The sequence below is a fragment of the Mesorhizobium sp. NPDC059025 genome, from assembly GCF_042739655.1.
Taxonomy (GTDB): Bacteria; Pseudomonadota; Alphaproteobacteria; order Rhizobiales; family Rhizobiaceae; genus Mesorhizobium.
In genome coordinates this window covers 514,077-533,587 of the sequence record NZ_JBHYIM010000002.1, presented here as the reverse complement: position 1 = coordinate 533,587, position 19,511 = coordinate 514,077, and the positions used below count along the sequence as shown (strand labels likewise).

Below are 19,511 nucleotides of genomic sequence, written 5' to 3'. Positions count from 1 at the left end.
GAATTTTGAAGGTATGAACGATGCTTGAGATCAAGAACCTGCATGCCCGCATCGCCGATGACGGCACCGAGATCATCCGTGGCCTGAACCTGACGGTGAACAAGGGCGAAGTCGCCGCCATCATGGGTCCGAACGGCTCCGGCAAGTCGACGCTGTCCTACATCCTCGCCGGTCGCGAGGACTACGAGGTCACCGAAGGCGACATCCTCTACAATGGCGAGTCGATCCTGGAGATGGATCCGGCCGAGCGCGCGGCATCCGGCATCTTCCTCGCGTTCCAGTATCCTATGGAGATACCGGGTGTCGCGACGATGGAGTTCCTGAAGGTTGCCATGAATGCCCAGCGCAAGGCGCGTGGCGAAGAGCCGCTGAAGGTGCCCGAATTCCTCAAGCGGGTGAAGGAAGCTGCAGCCTCGCTGAACATGGACATCGCCATGCTGAAGCGTCCGCTCAATGTCGGCTTCTCCGGCGGCGAGAAGAAGCGCGCCGAGATCCTGCAGATGAAGCTGCTCGAGCCGAAGCTGTGCGTGCTCGACGAAACCGACTCCGGCCTTGACATCGACGCGCTGAAGATCGTCTCCGACGGGGTCAACGCGTTGCGTTCGCCGGACCGCGCCTTCCTCGTCATCACCCACTACCAGCGCCTGCTCGAGCACATCGTGCCGGACAGCGTGCACGTGCTCTACAAGGGCCAGGTCATCAAGTCGGGCGACAAGTCGCTGGCGCTCGATCTGGAAGCCAACGGTTACGCCGGTGTGATCGGCGAGGCTGCGTGAGGGAACTGTCATGAATGCACATGTTCAACCGCAGCTGACACAGGCCGAGACGGCGCTGATCGATGCCTTCGGCGAGCGGCAGTCGTCGTTGCCGGGCGATGGCGAGGTCATGGTTCGCCGTGACAATGCCATCGAGGCGTTGAAGGGCGGCCTGCCGACCAAGCGTGTCGAAAGCTGGCACTACACCAACCTGCGCACCTTGCTGCCGGCCGTTCCGGCTTTCGATCCATCGGCAAAGGCCAAGGCGATTGCCCCGGTCATCGAGGGTTCGACCGTGGTTTCGGTGCTGAATGGCGCATCCACGGCCAAGTTCCCGACGGTCGAAGGCGTCTCGTTCGCTCGCCTGTCGGACAAGCTGACTGACGGCAGCTTCGCGCCGGCGCTCGATCTTTATGGTGCTGATGATGCCATCGGCGCGCTGAACACCGCTTTCGTTGCCGATGGCGTGTTCGTTGAAATCGCCGATGAGGTCGAACTGGAAAAGCCGATCGAACTGCAGAATGTGCAGGCCGGTGGCCAGAGCCATGTCCGGCTGCCGGTTCGTATCGGCAAAGGCGCCAAGGCGATCATCGTCGAGCGCCAGACCGGTGAGGGCGCAGCACTCACCTCGTCCGTCAGCCAGCTGACGCTGGACGAGGGCGCGGAGGCGACCTGGCTGATCGTGCAGGAGCAGCCGGAAACGGCTTCGCATCTCGCCCAGTTCAAGGCCTGGATCGGCAAGGATGCCAAGCTCACCTTGTTCTTCATGAACGCCGGCGGCAAGCTTGTGCGCCAGGAAGTCGTGGTGGCCACCAAGGGCGAAGGCGCGGATTTCAAGCTGCGCGGCGTCAACCTCCTGGCCGGCGACACCCACACCGATGTGACCATGGTGCTCGATCATGCGGTGCCGCACACCACGTCGACGGAAGTGATCCGTAACGTCGTCACCGGCAAGGCGCGTGGTGTCTTCCAGGGCCGCATCAATGTGCATCAGTATGCGCAGAAGACGGACGCCAAGATGGCCTGCAACACCTTGCTGTTGTCGGATGATGGCGAGTTCTCGACCAAGCCGGAGCTGGAGATCTTCGCCGACGATGTCCAGTGCGGCCATGGCGCCACTGTCACCGAGATCGACCACGGCCATCTCTTCTATCTGATGGCGCGCGGCATCGATGAAAAGACCGCGCGTGGTCTGCTGGTGAAGGCCTTTGTCGCGGAAGTGATCGAGGAGCTGGAAGACGAGCAGATCGTCGAGACGCTGGAAGGCAAGCTCGACGAATGGTTCGCGACGCACGGGTAGTGAGTAGCGAATAGTGAGCAGTGAGTGGTGGGGAACGATGCAGTTGCTACTCATGCCCACTGCTGACTGACGACTACTCACCATTCACTTTGGGTAGGAAATGGATCACGTGCTGAACACTACCGCTCCCTACGATGTCGAGGCGATCCGCCGCGACTTCCCGATACTGTCGCGCGAAGTCTACGGCAAACCGCTGGTCTATCTCGACAACGGCGCTTCGGCGCAGAAGCCGCAGGCGGTGCTGGACGCCGTCCAGCACGCCTATTCGCAGGAATATGCCAACGTTCATCGCGGCCTGCACTTCCTGTCGAATGCCGCCACCGATGCCTATGAAAAGGCGCGCGAAACCGTGCGGCGGTTCCTGAACGCGCCAAGCACCGACAACATCGTCTTCACCTCCAACACCACAGCCGCCATCAACACGGTTGCATATGGCTGGGGCATGCCGAACATCGGCGAAGGCGACGAGATCGTGCTCTCCATCATGGAGCACCATTCCAACATCGTGCCGTGGCATTTCATCCGTGAGCGCCAGGGCGCCAGGCTGGTCTGGGTGCCGGTGGACGATTTGGGGGCGTTCCACATCGAGGAATTCGAAAAGCGGCTGACTGATCGCACCAGGCTTGTCGCCATCACCCAGATGTCGAATGCGCTCGGCACGGTGACGCCGATCAAGGAGATCTGCCGCATCGCGCATCAGCGCGGCATTCCGGTCCTGGTCGACGGCAGCCAGAGCGCCGTGCACATGCCCATCGACGTGCAGGATCTCGACTGCGATTTCTTCGTCTTCACCGGTCACAAGGTCTACGGCCCATCCGGCATCGGTGTGCTCTACGGCAAGAAGGAGCGGCTCGAGGCCATGCGGCCCTTCATGGGCGGCGGCGAGATGATCGAAGAGGTGACGGAGGATATCGTCACCTACAATGATCCACCGCACCGTTTCGAGGCCGGCACGCCGCCGATCGTGCAGGCGATCGGCCTCGGTGCCGCGCTCGAATATATGGAATCGGTCGGTCGCGAGCGGATCGCCGCGCACGAAGCCGATTTGAAGGCCTATGCGCATGAGCGGCTGCGCTCCATCAATTCGCTGCGCATTTTCGGCGACGCACCGGACAAGGGTGCCATCATCTCCTTCGAGCTCAAGGGCATTCACGCCCACGACGTCTCGATGGTGATCGACAGGCAGGGTGTAGCCGTGCGCGCAGGCACGCATTGTGCGCAGCCACTGTTGAAACGCTTCGGCGTGACCTCCACATGCAGGGCATCCTTCGGCATGTACAACACGCACGCCGAGGTCGACGCACTTGTCGATGCGCTGGAAAAAGCACGGAAATTCTTCGGGTAAGAGCCATGGAAGACGCCGCGATCACTGAAACAGAGACGCCCCAGGCGGTGCCGGCCGAGACCGCTCCCGTTTCGGCAATTCCCGCAGACGAACTGGCGCGCATCACCGACGACATCGTTTCGGCGCTGAAGACGGTCTACGATCCGGAAATCCCGGCCGACATCTACGAACTCGGTCTGGTCTACAAGATCGACATCGAGGACGACCGCACGGTCAAGATCGACATGACATTGACCGCGCCCGGCTGCCCGGTGGCCGGCGAGATGCCTGGCTGGGTGGAAAATGCCGTCGGCACGGTGGAAGGCGTTTCGGGCGTCGAGGTCAAGATGGTGTTCGATCCGCCCTGGACACCCGACCGTATGTCGGAAGAGGCTCAGGTTGCGGTGGGGTGGTACTAGAGGGCCGCGCGTCTGTCGCACGCGCGAAGGACGCTCCAGCACTTTTGCGGGCCGTCTTGCGCGCCTGCGAAAACTTCACCATCTTATAGCTAGAGCAATTCTAGGAAAAGTGCACAGCGGTTTTCCGTCCGGAATTGCGTAGAAACAAAGCCAGAGTGTTTCCGCGTTTCCGAGAAAAACGGAAACGCTCTGGCCTCGTTCCGCGGGCCTTGAACCCGTGTGAAACTGGAGAATGACATGGGACGCTTCGCCGTCATCTCAATGACCGACAAGGCCGCAGAGCGCGTGCGCGAGATCATGGCCACGCGCGAGAACGCGCAGGGCATCCGTCTCGGCATCAAGAAGGGCGGCTGCGCGGGCATGGAATACACGGTCGACCTGGTGACCGAGCCGAACGCCAAGGATGACCATGTCGAGCGCGAGGGCGCACACGTCTATGTCGCGCCGGAAGCTGCGCTGTTCCTGTTCGGCACCGAGATGGATTTCGAGCGCACCACGCTGCGCACGGGTTTCACGTTCCGCAACCCGAACCAGTCCTCGGCCTGCGGCTGCGGCGAATCGGTGGAGCTGAAGCCTGCCGACCTCAAGGCGCTGGCCGAGGCCCGTGCCCAAAGCGCTGCATGAGATTTCGCTTCAGTGAAAGCGGCTGAGGCGGGTGTGACCTCTGTCCGGCCGCATTGTCCTGCCGACCACGCGCAGCTTGCTGTCCTCTTCGAGGCAATGCAACAGCACTATGGCGTCTCGTGCCCTGCGAGGGAGATCATCCTGGCGGACCTCGCCAGCCTTCCGGCCGGCGTCGAGATCCTCGTCGCCGAAGCCGATCGTCTGATCGGTTTCGCCACCTTCTCCACCATCTATCCCGGTCCGGGATTGAAGGGCGGGCTGTTTCTCAAGGATCTGTTCGTCTTGGAAGCCATGCGCGGCAGCGGCGCTGGCAGGTCGCTTTTGCGGGCGCTTGCCCGCCTTGCCGCGGCGCGTGGTCTTTCGCGCGTCGACTGGACTGCGGACAGGAGCAATGCCCGGCTGCTCGCTTTCTACGACGAAACCGGTGCCTCGCGAGAGGAAGAAAAGGTGTTCTTTCGCCTCAAAGGACAGGCACTGGAGGATTTCGCCAGCGAAGACTGACGGTACCCGGGCGGCGTACAGGGAGAGCCGTTCGGTTCGCTGCCCAACCGCAGGTATCTCACTCCACCCACATTCCCGTTCTTCGATGCCAGTCGGCGATTGATTCCTCGGGATAGAGATCGAAGACCTTGTCGCCGTCGCGGATGTCGGGCTCGACCCAGCCGCTCTTGTATTTCAGCATCAGATGGGTGCGCTCCGGCGGCTCAGGCAACTCCGTATCGACGGCCGATGCGAATGGATGCACGAGTTCCGGCCAGGTCGGATCGTAGAGCCACAGTGCCGAACCGCAGTTCCTGCAGAAATTGCGTTCGCCCGTGGAGGTCTCGCATACAGGACGTTCGTCGTCCTGGATCTCTGCGCGATAGACCCCGAGGTTCTCCTCGCCTGTTATCGTCAGCGTTGCCGAAGTGGCCCCGAGGTTGATCGCGTATCCGCCGCCGCCCTGCTGCTTGCGGCAGATCGAGCAATAGCAGAGCTGGTAGGGGGCCGGTGTGTGGCTTTCGACTTCGAAGCGGACGGCACCGCAACGACAGGAGCCTTGAAGTAGCATGGGCATGGCGGTCTCCTCGATTGGACCGGACAATATTGTACAGCCCTGAGCCGAAACCTGTCAGCAGAGCTTTGGTTTCATCGTGACGATGGTCAGGCGCCATGCAATGATCGCGCCATGGACAATGACGCGATCACCGACCTTTTCGCTGGCCTGGGCCCGGTCAGCATCCGTCGTCTGTTTGGCGGCAAGGGCATTTATTTCGACGGTGTCATCGTCGCCATCGAACTGCGCGGCGAACTGCTGCTGAAGGCCGATGCCGAACTCGGCCATGAATTCGCAGCGGCCGGCTGCACGCAATGGACCTATGTCGGTTCGCGTCATGGCAAGCAGGTGGCGATGCCGTATTGGACCTTGCCGGACGGCGCCGCCGACGATCCCGACGACATGGCTGCCTGGGCAAGGAAATCCTACGAGGCTGGCCTGCGTTTGGGAAAGTAAAATTACCGCAAGCCAGCGTCTGAAATCAGCCGCAGGAAAAGGCGTTCATTTTCTTTTCGAAATCGATGTCGACATCGGATGTAAGCTTGCCGTTGAGGGCATAGCCTTGAAACACGGAATAAGCGGCTGACGCCGTAAAGCCGTGGTTTTCAAGGAATTTGACGTTCTCCGTTTCCGCTCCCATCGAACCCAGTCTGTCGAACCGGGCGTACCATTTGCTGTAGGCGGTGTAGGGTTTCTTGTTGTAGGGGGCTTTGCTCTGCAGGCCGTCGTCGATCCACTTCCTGAAGCTTTCCTGCTTCAGGAAAGCCTTGCCTTCCGGCCACCTGCTGCTCGTAGGCCGTGCATTTGGTCGCTGCCTGGCTGTTCGCCACGCCCACGAGCAGCGTCGCGACGCCCAACGCCACGACGGTCAATTTTCCCTTGATCGGCATTCTGTCCTCATTCCTGCGCTGCCCGCCCAGGACATCGTCATCACACTTGCATGCCGGAGGGAAGCAAGGGCGCGGAAGCCGATGACCTTTTCTACAGGGCCTTGGCAACCCTGGCCGCGACTCGGGCGTTGTTTTCGACCAGCGCGATGTTGGTCTTCAGGCTGCGGCCGTTGGTGAGTTCCAGGATCTTGCCGAGCAGGAACGGCGTGACGGCTTTGCCGGTCACGTTCTGCGCTTCCGCCGCCTTCTGCGCGGCCTCGATATAGCCGGCCATCTCGGCCGCGGGGATCTCGTCGGTCACCGGCACCGGATTGGCCACCAGCACACCGCCATCGATGCCAAGCGCCTGGCGGGTCTTGAACAGTTTGGCGATCTTTTCGGGTGCATCCAGCGTCAGCGGCGCCCGGAAGGGTGATTGCCGCGACCAGAAGGCCGGCATCGTCTCGCAGCCATGACCGATCACCGGCACGCCGCGCGTTTCCAGGACTTCCAGCGTCTTTTCGATGTCGAGGATGGCCTTGGCGCCTGCCGACACCACGATCACCGGCGTGCGTGCCAGCTCGTCGAGATCGGCCGAGATGTCGAAGCTTTTTTCGGCGCCCTTGTGCACCCCGCCGATGCCGCCGGTGGCAAACACCCTGATGCCGGCCATATGCGCGGCGATCATGGTGGCGGCCACGGTCGTGCCGCCCGTGCGGCCTTCGGCGACGGCGAAGGCGAAGTCGGCGCGCGACAGCTTCATGGCGTCGCCGGTCATGGCAAGCGACTCCCGTTCGCCGTCGGACAGGCCGATCTTGATGCGGCCGTTGACGACCGCGATCGTTGCCGGCACTGCGCCTTCATCCGAAATGATCTTTTCGACATTGGCCGCCATCGCGCCATTGTCGGGGTAGGGCATGCCGTGGGTAATGATGGTCGATTCCAGCGCCACCACCGGACGGCCCGCTTTCAGTGCCTCGGCGACGGGAGCGTGGATGTCGATGTAAGGGCGGGCGGTTTCGAGGATCATGAGATGTCTCCGGTTGGCGTCACGCGGTTCGCGAACAGCCGTTCAAGAATGGGATTTGCCGTCCTCATGCCACTTCCCGCGCTTCCGGCACAAGCGTCAGGGCTGCGGCAAAGGATGCCTGCGTGAATTCGGGTACCGCGAGCGGGCTTTCGATAGCGAGTGCTGCTGCTGCGACACCTTCGCGCAATGCGACGCGCAGCGGCAGCCCGCGCAGCAGCGCTGCGGTGGTGGCTCCCGCCAGCGCATCGCCTGCGCCGGTCACGTCGACCACGGCCCTCGGCGGAGGCGGCGAGATTGCAAAGGCGCCGTCCATGTCAAAACCGAGCGCAGGGCGGTCTCCTGCCGTCACGACGCCGCCGCGCATGCCAATGCCACGCAGGCCCATTACCAGATCTTTCTCGGTCGCCTCGCGCGAAAGGCCGGTCAGCGCTGCTGCCTCGCGACGGTTCATGAACACAAGCGTCGGCCGTTCGAACAGCGAGGCGAGGCGAACCACCTTGGCCGGTGAAATGGCGATGACGAAGATTGGTCGGTCTGCGGCCAGCACCATGAGACGCTCGAGCGCCGCGGTCGGCAGGTTCGCATCGCAGAGCACCGCATCCGATGCCTCAACCGCGCCGCGAATGTTGGCGCGGCGCATCTGCTTTGGGAAAGCCAGATCATAGAGCCCCATGTCGGCAAAGCCGACCATAAGCTCGCCCTCGCTGTCGAGGATGGCCGTGTAACTCGGCGTGGCACGGTCAAGGAAGGTGACCGAGAGATCCTTGATGCCGGCCTGCGTGATTGTCCGCGCGACCGTTTCGCCCGCGGTGTCGCCGCCGCGCACCGACATCAGTGCGGCGGAGACACCACGTCGCACGACTGTGCGCAGTGCATTGAAGACGCCGCCGCCGACATCCTCGCGCATCGTTCCGGGATTGGACGCCGCCGGCACATAGGGGCCGCTCACCTGACCGCGTCGGTCGATATGCGCGCCACCAGCGGCGAAAAGCTTCGGCATGGGGCTCATGCACGCACCGCGATGCTAGGGGTCGCGTTATGGTTCGTTGCTGTGGCCTTGCCGAATCGGCGACCGCCGCATCGCGCCAATGTGATCTGCGCGCGTGAGGACGCCTCACGGCCGCCTGCTGCAAAACAAAAAAAGAACAAATTGGAGTTTAACATACTTTTCAAGGTTTTACGGTGTCTTGCCAAAACGGAACAAAAAGGGTACATAATAACAAGGGATCCCGGACTGTCCGGCCTTCATTGACGACCAAGGGGTGATGTATCATGGCTCAGAATAGCTTGAGGCTTGTAGAGGACAATTCGGTGGACAAAACAAAAGCGCTCGACGCTGCGCTGTCGCAGATCGAACGGGCATTCGGCAAGGGCTCGATCATGCGGCTCGGTGCCAATGAGCAGGCGGTCGAGATCGAGACGGTGCCGACAGGCTCGCTGGGCCTCGACATCGCGCTCGGCGTCGGCGGTTTGCCGCGTGGCCGTATCGTTGAAATTTACGGGCCGGAAAGCTCGGGCAAGACCACGCTGGCGCTGCACACGGTGGCGGAAGCGCAGAAGAAGGGCGGCATCTGCGCCTTCGTCGATGCCGAACATGCGCTCGATCCGGTCTATGCCCGCAAGCTGGGCGTCGATCTCGAAAACCTGCTGATCTCGCAGCCGGACACCGGCGAGCAGGCGCTGGAGATCTGCGACACGCTGGTTCGCTCAGGCGCCATCGACGTTCTGGTGGTCGATTCGGTCGCAGCGCTCACTCCGCGCGCCGAAATCGAGGGCGAGATGGGTGATGCGTTGCCGGGCCTGCAGGCTCGCCTGATGAGCCAGGCGCTACGCAAGCTCACCGCCTCGATCTCGCGTTCCAACACCATGGTCATCTTCATCAACCAGATCCGCATGAAGATCGGCGTCATGTTCGGTTCGCCCGAGACGACCACCGGTGGTAACGCGCTGAAGTTCTACGCTTCGGTGCGCCTCGACATCCGCCGCATCGGTTCGATCAAGGATCGGGACGAGGTCGTCGGCAACCAGACCCGCGTCAAGGTGGTCAAGAACAAGCTGGCCCCACCCTTCAAGGTCATCGAATTCGACATCATGTATGGCGAAGGCGTGTCCAAGACCGGCGAGTTGATCGATCTCGGTGTCAAGGCCGGCATCGTCGAGAAGTCGGGAGCCTGGTTCTCCTACAATTCGCAGCGTCTCGGCCAGGGACGTGAAAACGCCAAGCAGTTCCTGCGCGACAATCCGGATCTTGCCCGCGAGGTCGAGCAGGCGCTGAGACAGAATGCCGGGCTGATCGCGGAGAAATTCCTCGACAATGGCGGCGACAGCGACAACGATCTCGACGACGCCGCAGAAGGCTAACGGTTGGTTCTCCCCTGAGAGCCAGTTCAGCGCCTGATGACAATGGTTTAACCGCCGGCCTTGCGCCGGCGGTTTGCGTTTCTGGCGATGGCTTTGGGTCTGCGCGCATGGGTCTTGCCTGTTTCTGGACAGGCTGGAAGGCTGCCGCTAAAAGGCCTATTCCATTTTCCACCGGCCTTGGCTGGGGGCTTCACCATAAAGGCAGTTTCGATGAGTGGCGTGAATGATATCCGGTCGACCTTTCTCGACTATTTCCGCAAGGAAGGCCACGAGATCGTCGCCTCCAGCCCGCTGGTGCCGCGCAACGACCCGACGCTGATGTTCACCAACGCCGGTATGGTACAGTTCAAGAACGTTTTCACCGGCCTGGAGAAGCGGCCCTATTCGCGCGCCGCAACCGCGCAGAAGAGCGTGCGTGCCGGCGGCAAGCACAACGATCTCGACAATGTCGGCTACACCGCCCGCCATCTCACCTTTTTCGAGATGCTCGGCAATTTCTCGTTCGGCGATTATTTCAAGGAACGCGCGATCGAACTCGCCTGGAACCTGATCACCAAGGGTTTCGGGCTGAAGAAGGACAAGCTGCTCGTCACCGTCTATCACACCGACGAAGAGGCGGCCGGCTACTGGAAGAAGATCGCCGGCTTTTCGGATGACCGCATCATCCGCATCGCGACCTCGGACAATTTCTGGGCCATGGGCGACACTGGTCCCTGCGGGCCGTGTTCCGAGATATTCATCGATCGCGGCGAGCACATCTGGGGCGGCCCTCCCGGCAGCCCGGAAGAGGATGGCGACCGCTTCCTCGAATTCTGGAACCTGGTCTTCATGCAGTATGAGCAGGTCACCAAGGAGGAGCGCATCGACCTGCCGCGCCCGTCGATCGATACGGGCATGGGCCTGGAGCGCATGGCCTCCATCCTGCAGGGGGTGGAAAGCGTTTTCGAAACCGATCTTTTCCGTCACCTGATCGACGCGGCTTCGTCCGCGCTCGGACAAGGCCCGAACACCGAGAATGTCGCGTCCTACCGCGTGATCGCCGACCACCTGCGCTCGTCATCCTTCCTGGTGGCCGATGGCGTGCTGCCTTCCAACGAGGGCCGTGGCTATGTGCTTCGCCGCATCATGCGCCGTGCCATGCGTCATGCGCAGCTGCTCGGCGCCAATGAGCCTTTGATGTGGAAGCTGGTGCCGGCGCTGGTGCGCGAGATGGGGCAGGCCTATCCCGAGCTCGTGCGCAGCGAAGCACTGCTCACCGAAACGCTGAAGCTTGAGGAAACCCGCTTCCGCAAGACGCTGGTGCGCGGTCTCGGCCTGCTCGCCGATGCCACTGACAGGCTCGGTACCGGCGACATGCTGGACGGCGAGACTGCCTTCAAGCTCTACGATACCTACGGTTTCCCGCTGGATCTGACGCAGGACGCCCTGCGCCAGCGCAGCATCTCGGTCGACCTTGCCGGTTTCACCGACGCGATGGAACGGCAGAAGGCGGAAGCGCGCGCCAGTTGGGCCGGTTCCGGCGAAGCTGCCACCGAGACCGTGTGGTTCTCCGTGCGCGACAAGACAGGCGCGACCGAGTTCCTCGGCTACGAGACCGAGAAGGCAGAAGGCATCGTCACGGCGATCCTGCGCGACGGCAAGGTCGTTGACGACGCCAAGGAAGGCGACAGCGTGGCGATCATCGTCAACCAGACGCCTTTCTACGGCGAGTCCGGCGGCCAGATGGGCGACACCGGAACGATCTCCGGCGAGGGTTTCCGGATCGACGTCACCGACACTCTGAAGAAGGCCGATGGCCTCTTTGTTCATCAGGGCAAGGTAACCAGGGGTTCGCTGAAGACAGGCGCTGCCGTCGAGCTCGAGGTCGACCATGCTCGCAGGACGCGCCTGCGCTCCAACCACTCGGCGACGCACCTCATCCATGAGGCGCTGCGCGAAGTGCTGGGCACCCACGTCGCCCAGAAGGGTTCGCTGGTTGCGCCGGAGCGGCTGCGCTTCGACATCTCGCACAACAAGCCGATCTCACCAGAAGAGCTGGAAGAGGTCGAGCGTATGGCCAACGAGATCGTTGTCCAGAACAGCCCGGTCACGACCCGGCTGATGTCGGTGGATGACGCCCGTGCGGAAGGCGCGATGGCGCTGTTCGGCGAGAAATATGGTGACGAGGTCCGTGTCGTCTCGATGGGCACCGCCTTGCATGGCGACAAGGCCAACCGGCCATATTCCATCGAGCTTTGCGGCGGCACGCATGTAAAGGCGACCGGCGACATCGGCCTGGTGCGCATCGTTTCCGACAGCCCGGTGGCGGCGGGTGTTCGTCGCATCGAGGCGCTGACCGGCGAGGCGGCACGCCGTCATCTCGATGAACAGGACCGGCGCCTCAAGGCGGTCGCGGCGATGTTGAAGATTTCCCCGGCCGATGTGCTCGCACGGGTGGAAACCCTGCTTGACGAACGCAAGAAACTGGAGCGTGACCTGACCGATGCGCGCAAGAAGCTCGCCATGGGTGGCGGCTCCGCCGGCGCGGCCGAAAACGCCACCGAGACCGTGGCGGGTGTCGGTTTCCTCGGTAAGTCGGTCAGCGGTGTCTCGCCGAAGGACCTGAAGCCGCTCGCCGACGAGGGCAAGAAGGCGCTGGGTTCCGGTGTTGTCGTGCTGGTCGGCGAGGCCGAGGGCAAAGCAAGTGTCGTCGTTGCGGTCACCGACGACCTGATCGGTCGCTTCAGCGCCGTCGACCTGGTGCGCGTCGCATCCGCCGCGCTCGGCGGTCAGGGCGGTGGCGGTCGGCCTGATATGGCGCAGGCTGGCGGTCCCGACGCCTCCAAGGCCAACGATGCCATCGCCGCGGTCAAGGCGGCGCTCGCCGCATAGCAGTCGAGCCAGGTTTCAGTCTGAGCAAACCTCCAGTGCCGGGTGCAATATCCGGCATTGGCTATTCCGGGGCAGCCACCGCAGGCCCGATGCGGTCAACGCGGTTGGTCCAGATCGCACCGTCGAAACGGGCAGGCAGTTTCCTGAACGTCGCGATGTCGTCGACGCCGGTCGAATGTTTCGAACCGTCATTGTCGCCCAGGATCACCAGCGTCGAGCCGTTGGCGTCCAGCCGCTCGCTCAGCCGGTTTGGAAAACCCCAGGCGAAGGGTGCGTAGTTGGCCGGCAGCATGAACAGCGTCTTGCGGCAATCCTCTGGAACATAACCGCTCCAGCCGAGCGCGGCATAACGCATCAGACAGGGGACGACGCGGTCGGTCCCCAGCACGACGGCGTCGGGCAGGGCGGCTCGGTAGGCGTCGATCGCCTTGCCGCCGCCATAGACCATGATGAGCTTCCGCCGCTCCGATGGCAGCGCGCCGATCGTCCTTGCCAGCAGTCGGCCCTCGGCTATGTCGTCGCTCTTGATGTTGATCAGCAAACGTTTGGTCGGAAATGCGCTGAGCACCTCGCCAAGGCTCGGCATCTGGCCGATGCCCTTGCCCCGGAACGGGAAGGTCTTGCCACCATCGGCGGTATAGCCATAACCGATGTCGAGCGCCTTCAGCTCCTTAAGGCTCTTTTCGCGCGTTATCCCTTTGCCATCGGTGCGGCAATCCACCGTCCAGTCATGGAACACCGCGAAGTCACCATCGGTGGTCGGATGGACGTCGAGCTCAACAATGTCGGCGCCGGCTGCAAACGCCGCCCGAAAACCCTCGATGGTGTTTTCGAGATAGGGATGCTCCGGCGAATAGATGCGGTCGGCCGTGCAGATGTCGTTGCCGATGCCGACAGGGGAGAAGGTCTGGCCCAGCCCGCGATGCGCGATCAGCATCGGTCGTCGCTCTGAATTGCCGGCGAGCAGGCTGCTGTTGAATGCCCATATGGCGCAGCCAGCGGCAAGTGCCCCAAGCAGGGCGACGGTTCGTTTGCGCATGATTCCCCCGAATTTGACGCGAGGCTACGCGCTGAACCGGGACAAAATCTGGACGAAGCTGCGCCGCTTTGAAGGCAACCGAGAAAAGTCGAAGCCGGAACGAGGGCGCGTTCCCGGGGAACGCGCCCTCGTTCTGGACTATCCCATGGCGAATGTATCGGGGTCCGGCCCGATCTTGCCCTTGGCGCTGTCGAGCTTCTCGATCTCGGCGATGTCTTCCGGCGCCAGCTTGAAGTCGAACAGCTGGAAATTCTCGACGATGCGCGATGGCGTCACCGACTTGGGGATGACGATGTTGCCGATGTCGAGATGCCAGCGCAGGATCGCCTGGGCGGCGGTCTTGCCGTGTTTCTTCGCCAGCGCGGCGAGCACCGGATCATGCAGCAGCGTGCCCTGGCCGAGCGGGCTCCACGCCTCGGTCACGATGCCTTCCCTGGCGTGGTAGGCGCGCAGCTCCTTCTGCTGGAAGTGCGGGTGCAGTTCCACCTGGTTGATCGCCGGAACCACACCGGTTTCCGCCTTCAACCGTTCGAGATGGGCGATCTGGAAATTGGAAACGCCGATCGAGGCGACGCGGCCTTCCTCGCGCAGCCTGATAAGGGCCTTCCAGCTGTCGACATAACGATCGCGCGATGGCACCGGCCAATGGATGAGATAGAGGTCGATCTTGTCGCGGCGCAGCTTCCCGAGGCTGGTATCGAAGGCCCTGAGCGCCGAATCGTAGCCCTGTTCGGAATTCCAGAGCTTGGTGGTGAGAAAGATGCCGGAAGTGCTTGAAGCGGCAAGCGCATCGCCGACACCTTCTTCGTTGCCATAGATGGCGGCGGTGTCGATCGAGCGGTAGCCAGCCTCGATGGCAGCGGTCACAGCCGCATTGGCGCCTTCGTTCGGCACCTGCCAGACGCCGAAGCCGAGTTGCGGGATAGCCTTGCCGTCGTTGAAACGGATTGTCGGGCTCATGGGTCTCTTTCCTGGAAATGTCTTGAAAGGACAGTGATTGAAGGCGTCCTCGCCAGGCGATTGCGGGCGGACGTGGAAGGACGCTCGCGGCAAGAAGAGCCGCAGCTCCTATTTGGGGCACCTGATTGCCGAGGACAAGAAAACAGTCTCCCGTTTTGCAAGGGGTAGCAAAAAACTCTTCCGAATTCCCGGTTAGCCGGTCGGCCTGGTGGCCAGAAAGCTCGCGCGCGCCAGCATCGATTGCCACCAGTCAGACAGCGCAGGATACCTGGCCAGCATCGCAGCCGACATCTCGGCCTGCATGAAATAGCCGAACATTGGGGCTGCATGCAGGTCAGCCAAGGTCAGTTGTCCGCCAAGCAGCCACGGACCCGGCAATTTCAGCCCGGCCAGGGTGGCGATGCAGGTTTCGGCGCGCGGTAGCGCAGCCGAGACGACAGTTTCGTTCACTGCATTACCCTCGCGCGGCTTGGAGACGGTCTCGACATAGATGTCCCAGACGAGCGTTCGGTAGGCATAGGCATCGAGCATGCCGACGATCTGGTTCATCACCGCGCGTTCGCGAGGCTGCCCGGGTTGCAGAGCAGGGCCCTCGAAGGCTTCGTCGACATAGCGGGCGATAGCCGTTGTCTCGAAGAGTTTCAGCCCATCATGTTCGAACGCCGGTATCCTGGAGAAGGGATGCAACGCGCGATACCACTCGGGCGGTCCGCCTGCGGCGAAGATGTCGACCGGCACAAGTTCATGATCGACATGTTTCTCCAGCAATGCCAGCCGTGCAATGCGCACATAGACGCTGTAATCCGCACCGTAGAGCGTTGGTCTGTGGTTCATGATCAGGTTTCTCCCTGTCGGCCTGCATAGCACGGGGAAACGGCTTGTTTCTTCGTCTTGCAAGTCAGCAGGATTTGTCAAAAGCGGCTATGGTTGTTTCCAGCCGATCGATTTGCATGAGGCCTGACATGAATGGCGAAACGGCATGGGCAGTCTACGAAACGCGTCTGAGACGGGTTTCGAACCACATCCACGAGCACCTCGACGAGGAGCTGGACATGGATGGCCTGGCCGAAATCGCCTGCCTGTCACCCTATCACTGGCATCGGATCTATCGCGCCATCTACGGCGAAACCGCGGCGGCGACAGTCAAGCGACTGCGGTTGCATCGGGCGGCCGGCGACATCGTGGAGACGGATCTCGGCATCAGCGAAATTGCGAAACGGTCTGGCTATCCCAACGTCCAGTCGTTCAACCGCATTTTCAAGGCGGTCTACGGAATGCCGCCGGCGCGCTACCGGAAAGAGGGAAGCCACACACTCTTTGAAAGCAAGCAGAGAAAGGCTTCCATCATGTTTGACATCTCCATCCGCACGCTCAAGCCCACCGAGGTGGTCGGCGTTTCCCACCAGGGTTCCTACATGGGCATCGGCAAGGCGTTCGAACAATTGTTCGGGACGCTTTACGCCCGCGGCCAGGGGCAACCCGGGCAACGCATGATCGGCATCTATCTCGACGATCCCGACGTCGTGGCGGTCGACAAGCTGCGCTCCTATGCCTGCGTCGAGACGGATGCCGCGCAGCCTGTCCAGGCGCCGCTGGAGCGCCGCACGCTCGAAGGCGGCGACTATGCCGTGCTGCGCCACAAGGGACCCTATGCGGAGATGCACAAGGCCTACACCTGGCTCTATGGCGAATGGCTGCCGATGTCGGGGCGCAAGCTGCGCGACACGGTGATGTTCGAGGAGTATCTCAACAACCCGCGTGATGTGGCGCCGGCCGAGCTCCTGACCGACATCAACCTGCCGCTGGTGTGACACGCCGATACCTTTCCAGGGGAAGGGCGACCCAACAAAAAAAGCCCCGGATCGCTCCGGGGCTTTTTCAGTTTCCATCCTGCCAGGATCAGGCCATGGCCTTCTGCAGGTTCTCGTCGATCTTGTCGAGGAAACCGGTGGTCGACAGCCAGGGCTGGTCGGGACCGATCAGCAGCGACAGATCCTTGGTCATGTAGCCGCCCTCGACGGTCTGGATGCAGACCCTCTCCAGCGTCTCGGCGAAACGCTTCAGTTCGGCATTGTCGTCCAGCTTGGCGCGGTGCGCGAGACCGCGGGTCCAGGCAAAGATCGAGGCGATCGAGTTGGTCGAGGTCTCCTCGCCCTTCTGATGCTGGCGGTAGTGGCGGGTGACGGTGCCGTGTGCGGCTTCCGCTTCCACAGTCTTGCCATCCGGCGTCATCAGCACCGAAGTCATCAGGCCGAGTGAGCCGAAGCCCTGTGCAACGGTGTCGGACTGCACGTCGCCGTCATAGTTCTTGCAGGCCCAGACATAACCGCCGGACCACTTGAGCGAAGAGGCGACCATGTCGTCGATCAGGCGGTGTTCGTACCAGATCTTCTTCTCCTTGAGGGCGGCCTCGAATTCCTTCTCATAGACTTCCTGGAAGATATCCTTGAAGCGGCCGTCATAGGCCTTGAGGATGGTGTTCTTGGTCGAGAGATAGACCGGATAGCCGCGCAGCAGGCCGTAGTTCAGGGATGCGCGGGCGAATTCGCGGATCGATTCGTCGAGATTGTACATGGCCATCGCCACACCGGCGCCGGGCGCATCGAACACGTCGTGCTCAATCACCTGGCCGTCATCGCCGACGAACTTGATCGAAAGCTTGCCCTTGCCGGGGAACTTGAAGTCGGTCGCCTTGTACTGGTCGCCGAAGGCATGACGGCCGACGATGATCGGCTTGGTCCAGCCCGGCACCAGGCGCGGCACGTTCTTCATGATGATCGGCTCACGGAAGATGACGCCGCCCAGGATGTTGCGGATCGTGCCGTTCGGGCTCTTCCACATCTTCTTGAGCTTGAACTCTTCGACGCGGGCTTCGTCGGGCGTGATGGTCGCGCACTTAACGCCCACGCCATACTTGTTGATGGCGTTGGCGGCGTCGATGGTTACCTGGTCGTTGGTGGCGTCGCGATGCTCGATGCCAAGGTCGTAATAGTCGAGGTTGAGGTCGAGATAGGGGTGGATCAGCTTGTCCTTGATGAACTGCCAGATGATGCGGGTCATCTCGTCGCCGTCGAGTTCGACGACGGGGTTAGCCACCTTGATCTTCGCCATGGAAAGAAGCCTCGCTGCTGGTCGGGAAGGGCCTCGCGCACGGCTCGGCCAGGAGATGCGGCCCCTATATCAAAGCACGATTGGGGGTGCAAACGCTCAGAATGCGAGATTGAACCTCGGCGACAATCAAATACGCGCCAATGAACAAGCCCCACTGCCGGCAGAACATTGCTTTTCGGTCGAAACGGTGATGCTGTCGGCAGCTGTCGATCGGGAGCTCACGCATGATTGATCTGGCCACACTGATTTCTTATGTCGCGATCGTGTTCGGCTTCGTCTTCATTCCGGGGCCAGCAACGCTTCTCACTGTCGCACGCTCGACCAGCTCGGGAACGAAGGTGGGTGTTGCCACCGGTGCCGGCATCGCTGCCGGCGACATGATCCACACCGTGCTGGCCATCGTCGGCATCTCGGCCATCATTGCTGCATCGGCCATGTTGTTCTCGGTCGTCAAATATCTCGGCGCCGGCTACCTCGTTTACCTCGGTATCCGCGCGATCCTGGCCAAAGCGCCGACGGAGCTGGCCGCGAATACGTTGCCGATCAGCGCCGGAAAAGCTTTTCGGCAGGCAATCGTGGCCGAAGTCCTCAACCCCAAGACGGCATTGTTTTTCCTCGCCTTCCTGCCTCAGTTCGTGCGGCCGGAGAATGGGCCGGTTCCTGTCCAATTGCTCAGCCTTGGCGTCATCTTCGTCGTGCTCGGACTGGTGAGCACGCTGGTTTTCGCGTTCGGCGCCGGCGCGCTCGGCAACCTTCTGCGCCGCAATCCGACGATCCTGAAATGGCAGGGCAAGGTCGTTGGCGGCATTTATTGTGCGCTTGGGGTACGCCTGGCGCTGCAGCATCGCTGAACCGTAGGCCGAAAAAGCCAAAGCTTCATTTTCGCGGCCGAATATGGCAGGGGTCGCGACAGTGTCGCAAATGAGCGTTTTGTCATGACGAATTCACCTGAACAGGCCGCCGGGCCCGCCATCATCCTTGTCGAGCCGCAGCTTGGCGAAAACATCGGCATGGTCGCGCGCGCCATGGCGAATTTCGGCTTGAGCGAGCTGAGGCTGGTCAATCCGCGCGACGGCTGGCCAAGCGAGAAGGCCCGAGCCGCCGCCAGCAGGGCCGATCACGTCATCGATGCGGTCAAGCTTTACGACGATCTGCCTTCAGCCATCGCCGACCTCAATTTCATCTTCGCCACCACGGCGCGCGAGCGCGATGGCTTCAAGCCGGTGCGCGGACCGGTGGAGGCAGGAAGGACACTGCGGGCCCGAACGCGTGACGGCCTGAAGACCGGCATCCTGTTCGGGCGCGAGCGCTTCGGGCTCTACAATGACGAGGTCGGTCTTGCTGACGAGATCGTCACTTTTCCGGTCGACCCTGCCTTCTCCTCGCTCAACATCGCCCAGGCGGTGCTTCTGATGTCCTATGAATGGATGAAGTCCGGCCTCGAGAACGAGACCGATACCAACTTCTCCAGCGCGGAAATGCTGCCGGCGACCAAGCAACAGCTGCACGGCTTGTTCGGACATCTGGAAGCGGCGCTTGAGGCGCGCGGTTATTTCCGGCCTGCCGCAAAGAAGCCCAAGATGGTCGACAATCTGCGCGCCGTGTTGACCCGCGCCGGCTTCGCCGAGCCGGAGCTGAAGGTGCTGCGTGGTGTCGTTGCGTCGCTTGACTATTTCTCCCCGAAGGAGCCGCGCGGCGCCGGCTATCCTGAGCGCAAGGCCAAGGCTGATCGTGCAGCGCACCCGTCGGAGGACGGCGACGACGCTGACATGCTGCCGCCGGTCGGCGGCAAGGGGCTGGACAACGACTGAG

General features: G+C 62.1%; 21 protein-coding genes. 13 read left to right on the top strand and 8 right to left on the bottom strand.

Annotated elements, in window-relative coordinates; all coding sequences use genetic code 11:
* The first annotated feature begins 20 nt into the window (after positions 1 to 20).
* From sufC to ACFWYE_RS06845, 6 genes are all read left to right on the top strand, one after another.
* Positions 21 to 776: a Fe-S cluster assembly ATPase SufC gene (gene sufC / locus ACFWYE_RS06870; RefSeq protein WP_129415872.1), complete on the top strand. Its 756-nt coding sequence runs from the start codon at positions 21 to 23 to the stop codon at positions 774 to 776.
* Positions 777 to 786: 10 nt separating this feature from the next.
* Positions 787 to 2,055, top strand: coding sequence for a Fe-S cluster assembly protein SufD (sufD, locus tag ACFWYE_RS06865; protein ID WP_379110397.1), 1,269 nt, complete (start codon positions 787 to 789; stop codon positions 2,053 to 2,055).
* A 109-nt stretch (positions 2,056 to 2,164) separates the two neighbouring features.
* A complete protein-coding gene (locus tag ACFWYE_RS06860; RefSeq protein ID WP_379072680.1) occupies positions 2,165 to 3,400 on the top strand; it encodes a cysteine desulfurase in 1,236 nt (411 codons plus the stop codon).
* Positions 3,401 to 3,405: 5 nt separating this feature from the next.
* Entirely contained in the window at positions 3,406 to 3,798 is a 393-nt protein-coding gene (locus tag ACFWYE_RS06855; RefSeq protein ID WP_144223857.1) for an SUF system Fe-S cluster assembly protein, read from the top strand.
* 237 nt (positions 3,799 to 4,035) lie between these two features.
* On the top strand, positions 4,036 to 4,422 hold the full coding sequence (gene sufA, locus ACFWYE_RS06850) for a Fe-S cluster assembly scaffold SufA (RefSeq protein ID WP_379110395.1): 387 nt from the start codon (positions 4,036 to 4,038) through the stop codon (positions 4,420 to 4,422).
* Between the two features lie 96 nt (positions 4,423 to 4,518).
* Positions 4,519 to 4,923, top strand: a complete 405-nt coding sequence (locus ACFWYE_RS06845) for a GNAT family N-acetyltransferase (RefSeq protein ID WP_379110393.1) — start codon at positions 4,519 to 4,521, stop codon at positions 4,921 to 4,923.
* 58 nt (positions 4,924 to 4,981) lie between these two features.
* Here the strand turns inward: ACFWYE_RS06845 and ACFWYE_RS06840 are convergent, their stop codons facing one another.
* Positions 4,982 to 5,479, bottom strand: a complete 498-nt coding sequence (locus tag ACFWYE_RS06840) for a GFA family protein (RefSeq protein WP_379072675.1) — start codon at positions 5,477 to 5,479, stop codon at positions 4,982 to 4,984.
* A 111-nt stretch (positions 5,480 to 5,590) separates the two neighbouring features.
* Between ACFWYE_RS06840 and ACFWYE_RS06835 the strand changes: the two genes are divergently transcribed.
* Positions 5,591 to 5,914, top strand: coding sequence for a TfoX/Sxy family protein (locus ACFWYE_RS06835; RefSeq protein WP_379110392.1), 324 nt, complete (start codon positions 5,591 to 5,593; stop codon positions 5,912 to 5,914).
* A 149-nt stretch (positions 5,915 to 6,063) separates the two neighbouring features.
* On the opposite strand, the gene ACFWYE_RS06830 is transcribed toward ACFWYE_RS06835, so the two are convergent.
* The 3 genes from ACFWYE_RS06830 to ACFWYE_RS06820 all read right to left on the bottom strand — a co-directional run bounded on the left by ACFWYE_RS06830 (position 6,064) and on the right by ACFWYE_RS06820 (position 8,366).
* Positions 6,064 to 6,348, bottom strand: coding sequence for a hypothetical protein (locus tag ACFWYE_RS06830; RefSeq protein WP_379110390.1), 285 nt, complete (start codon positions 6,346 to 6,348; stop codon positions 6,064 to 6,066).
* Between the two features lie 91 nt (positions 6,349 to 6,439).
* A complete protein-coding gene (locus ACFWYE_RS06825; RefSeq protein ID WP_379110388.1) occupies positions 6,440 to 7,357 on the bottom strand; it encodes a pseudouridine-5'-phosphate glycosidase in 918 nt (305 codons plus the stop codon).
* Between the two features lie 64 nt (positions 7,358 to 7,421).
* The gene (locus ACFWYE_RS06820; protein WP_379110386.1) at positions 7,422 to 8,366 is read right to left on the bottom strand and encodes a carbohydrate kinase family protein; all 945 of its coding nucleotides are present in this window, start codon (positions 8,364 to 8,366) and stop codon (positions 7,422 to 7,424) included.
* A gap of 263 nt (positions 8,367 to 8,629) precedes the next feature.
* Here ACFWYE_RS06820 and recA point away from each other — a divergent pair, with 263 nt between their 5' ends.
* Positions 8,630 to 9,718 carry a recombinase RecA gene (gene recA, locus ACFWYE_RS06815; RefSeq protein ID WP_054314012.1) on the top strand — a complete coding sequence of 363 codons (1,089 nt, stop codon included), beginning with the start codon at positions 8,630 to 8,632 and terminating at the stop codon, positions 9,716 to 9,718.
* Positions 9,719 to 9,928: 210 nt separating this feature from the next.
* Positions 9,929 to 12,589 carry an alanine--tRNA ligase gene (alaS, locus tag ACFWYE_RS06810; RefSeq protein ID WP_379110384.1) on the top strand — a complete coding sequence of 887 codons (2,661 nt, stop codon included), beginning with the start codon at positions 9,929 to 9,931 and terminating at the stop codon, positions 12,587 to 12,589.
* 61 nt (positions 12,590 to 12,650) lie between these two features.
* On the opposite strand, the gene ACFWYE_RS06805 is transcribed toward alaS, so the two are convergent.
* From ACFWYE_RS06805 to ACFWYE_RS06795, 3 genes are all read right to left on the bottom strand, one after another.
* Positions 12,651 to 13,628, bottom strand: a complete 978-nt coding sequence (locus ACFWYE_RS06805) for a glycerophosphodiester phosphodiesterase family protein (RefSeq protein ID WP_379110382.1) — start codon at positions 13,626 to 13,628, stop codon at positions 12,651 to 12,653.
* Positions 13,629 to 13,766: 138 nt separating this feature from the next.
* Positions 13,767 to 14,588 carry an aldo/keto reductase gene (locus ACFWYE_RS06800; protein WP_379110381.1) on the bottom strand — a complete coding sequence of 274 codons (822 nt, stop codon included), beginning with the start codon at positions 14,586 to 14,588 and terminating at the stop codon, positions 13,767 to 13,769.
* 192 nt (positions 14,589 to 14,780) lie between these two features.
* Entirely contained in the window at positions 14,781 to 15,422 is a 642-nt protein-coding gene (locus tag ACFWYE_RS06795; protein ID WP_379110379.1) for a glutathione S-transferase family protein, read from the bottom strand.
* A gap of 128 nt (positions 15,423 to 15,550) precedes the next feature.
* Between ACFWYE_RS06795 and ACFWYE_RS06790 the strand changes: the two genes are divergently transcribed.
* Positions 15,551 to 16,399, top strand: a complete 849-nt coding sequence (locus ACFWYE_RS06790; RefSeq protein WP_379110378.1) for a GyrI-like domain-containing protein — start codon at positions 15,551 to 15,553, stop codon at positions 16,397 to 16,399.
* 88 nt (positions 16,400 to 16,487) lie between these two features.
* On the opposite strand, the gene ACFWYE_RS06785 is transcribed toward ACFWYE_RS06790, so the two are convergent.
* Entirely contained in the window at positions 16,488 to 17,699 is a 1,212-nt protein-coding gene (locus ACFWYE_RS06785) for an NADP-dependent isocitrate dehydrogenase (RefSeq protein ID WP_379110376.1), read from the bottom strand.
* Positions 17,700 to 17,808: 109 nt separating this feature from the next.
* Here ACFWYE_RS06785 and ACFWYE_RS06780 point away from each other — a divergent pair, with 109 nt between their 5' ends.
* The 3 genes from ACFWYE_RS06780 (at position 17,809) to ACFWYE_RS06770 (ending at position 19,510) form a co-directional block, all read left to right on the top strand.
* On the top strand, positions 17,809 to 17,931 hold the full coding sequence (locus ACFWYE_RS06780) for a hypothetical protein (RefSeq protein WP_379110374.1): 123 nt from the start codon (positions 17,809 to 17,811) through the stop codon (positions 17,929 to 17,931).
* A complete protein-coding gene (locus tag ACFWYE_RS06775) occupies positions 17,924 to 18,550 on the top strand; it encodes a LysE family translocator (protein WP_379110372.1) in 627 nt (208 codons plus the stop codon). The genes ACFWYE_RS06780 and ACFWYE_RS06775 overlap by 8 nt, the downstream gene beginning before the upstream one ends.
* Positions 18,551 to 18,634: 84 nt before the next feature.
* Entirely contained in the window at positions 18,635 to 19,510 is an 876-nt protein-coding gene (locus ACFWYE_RS06770) for an RNA methyltransferase (protein ID WP_379110370.1), read from the top strand.
* Position 19,511: the final 1 nt, after the last annotated feature.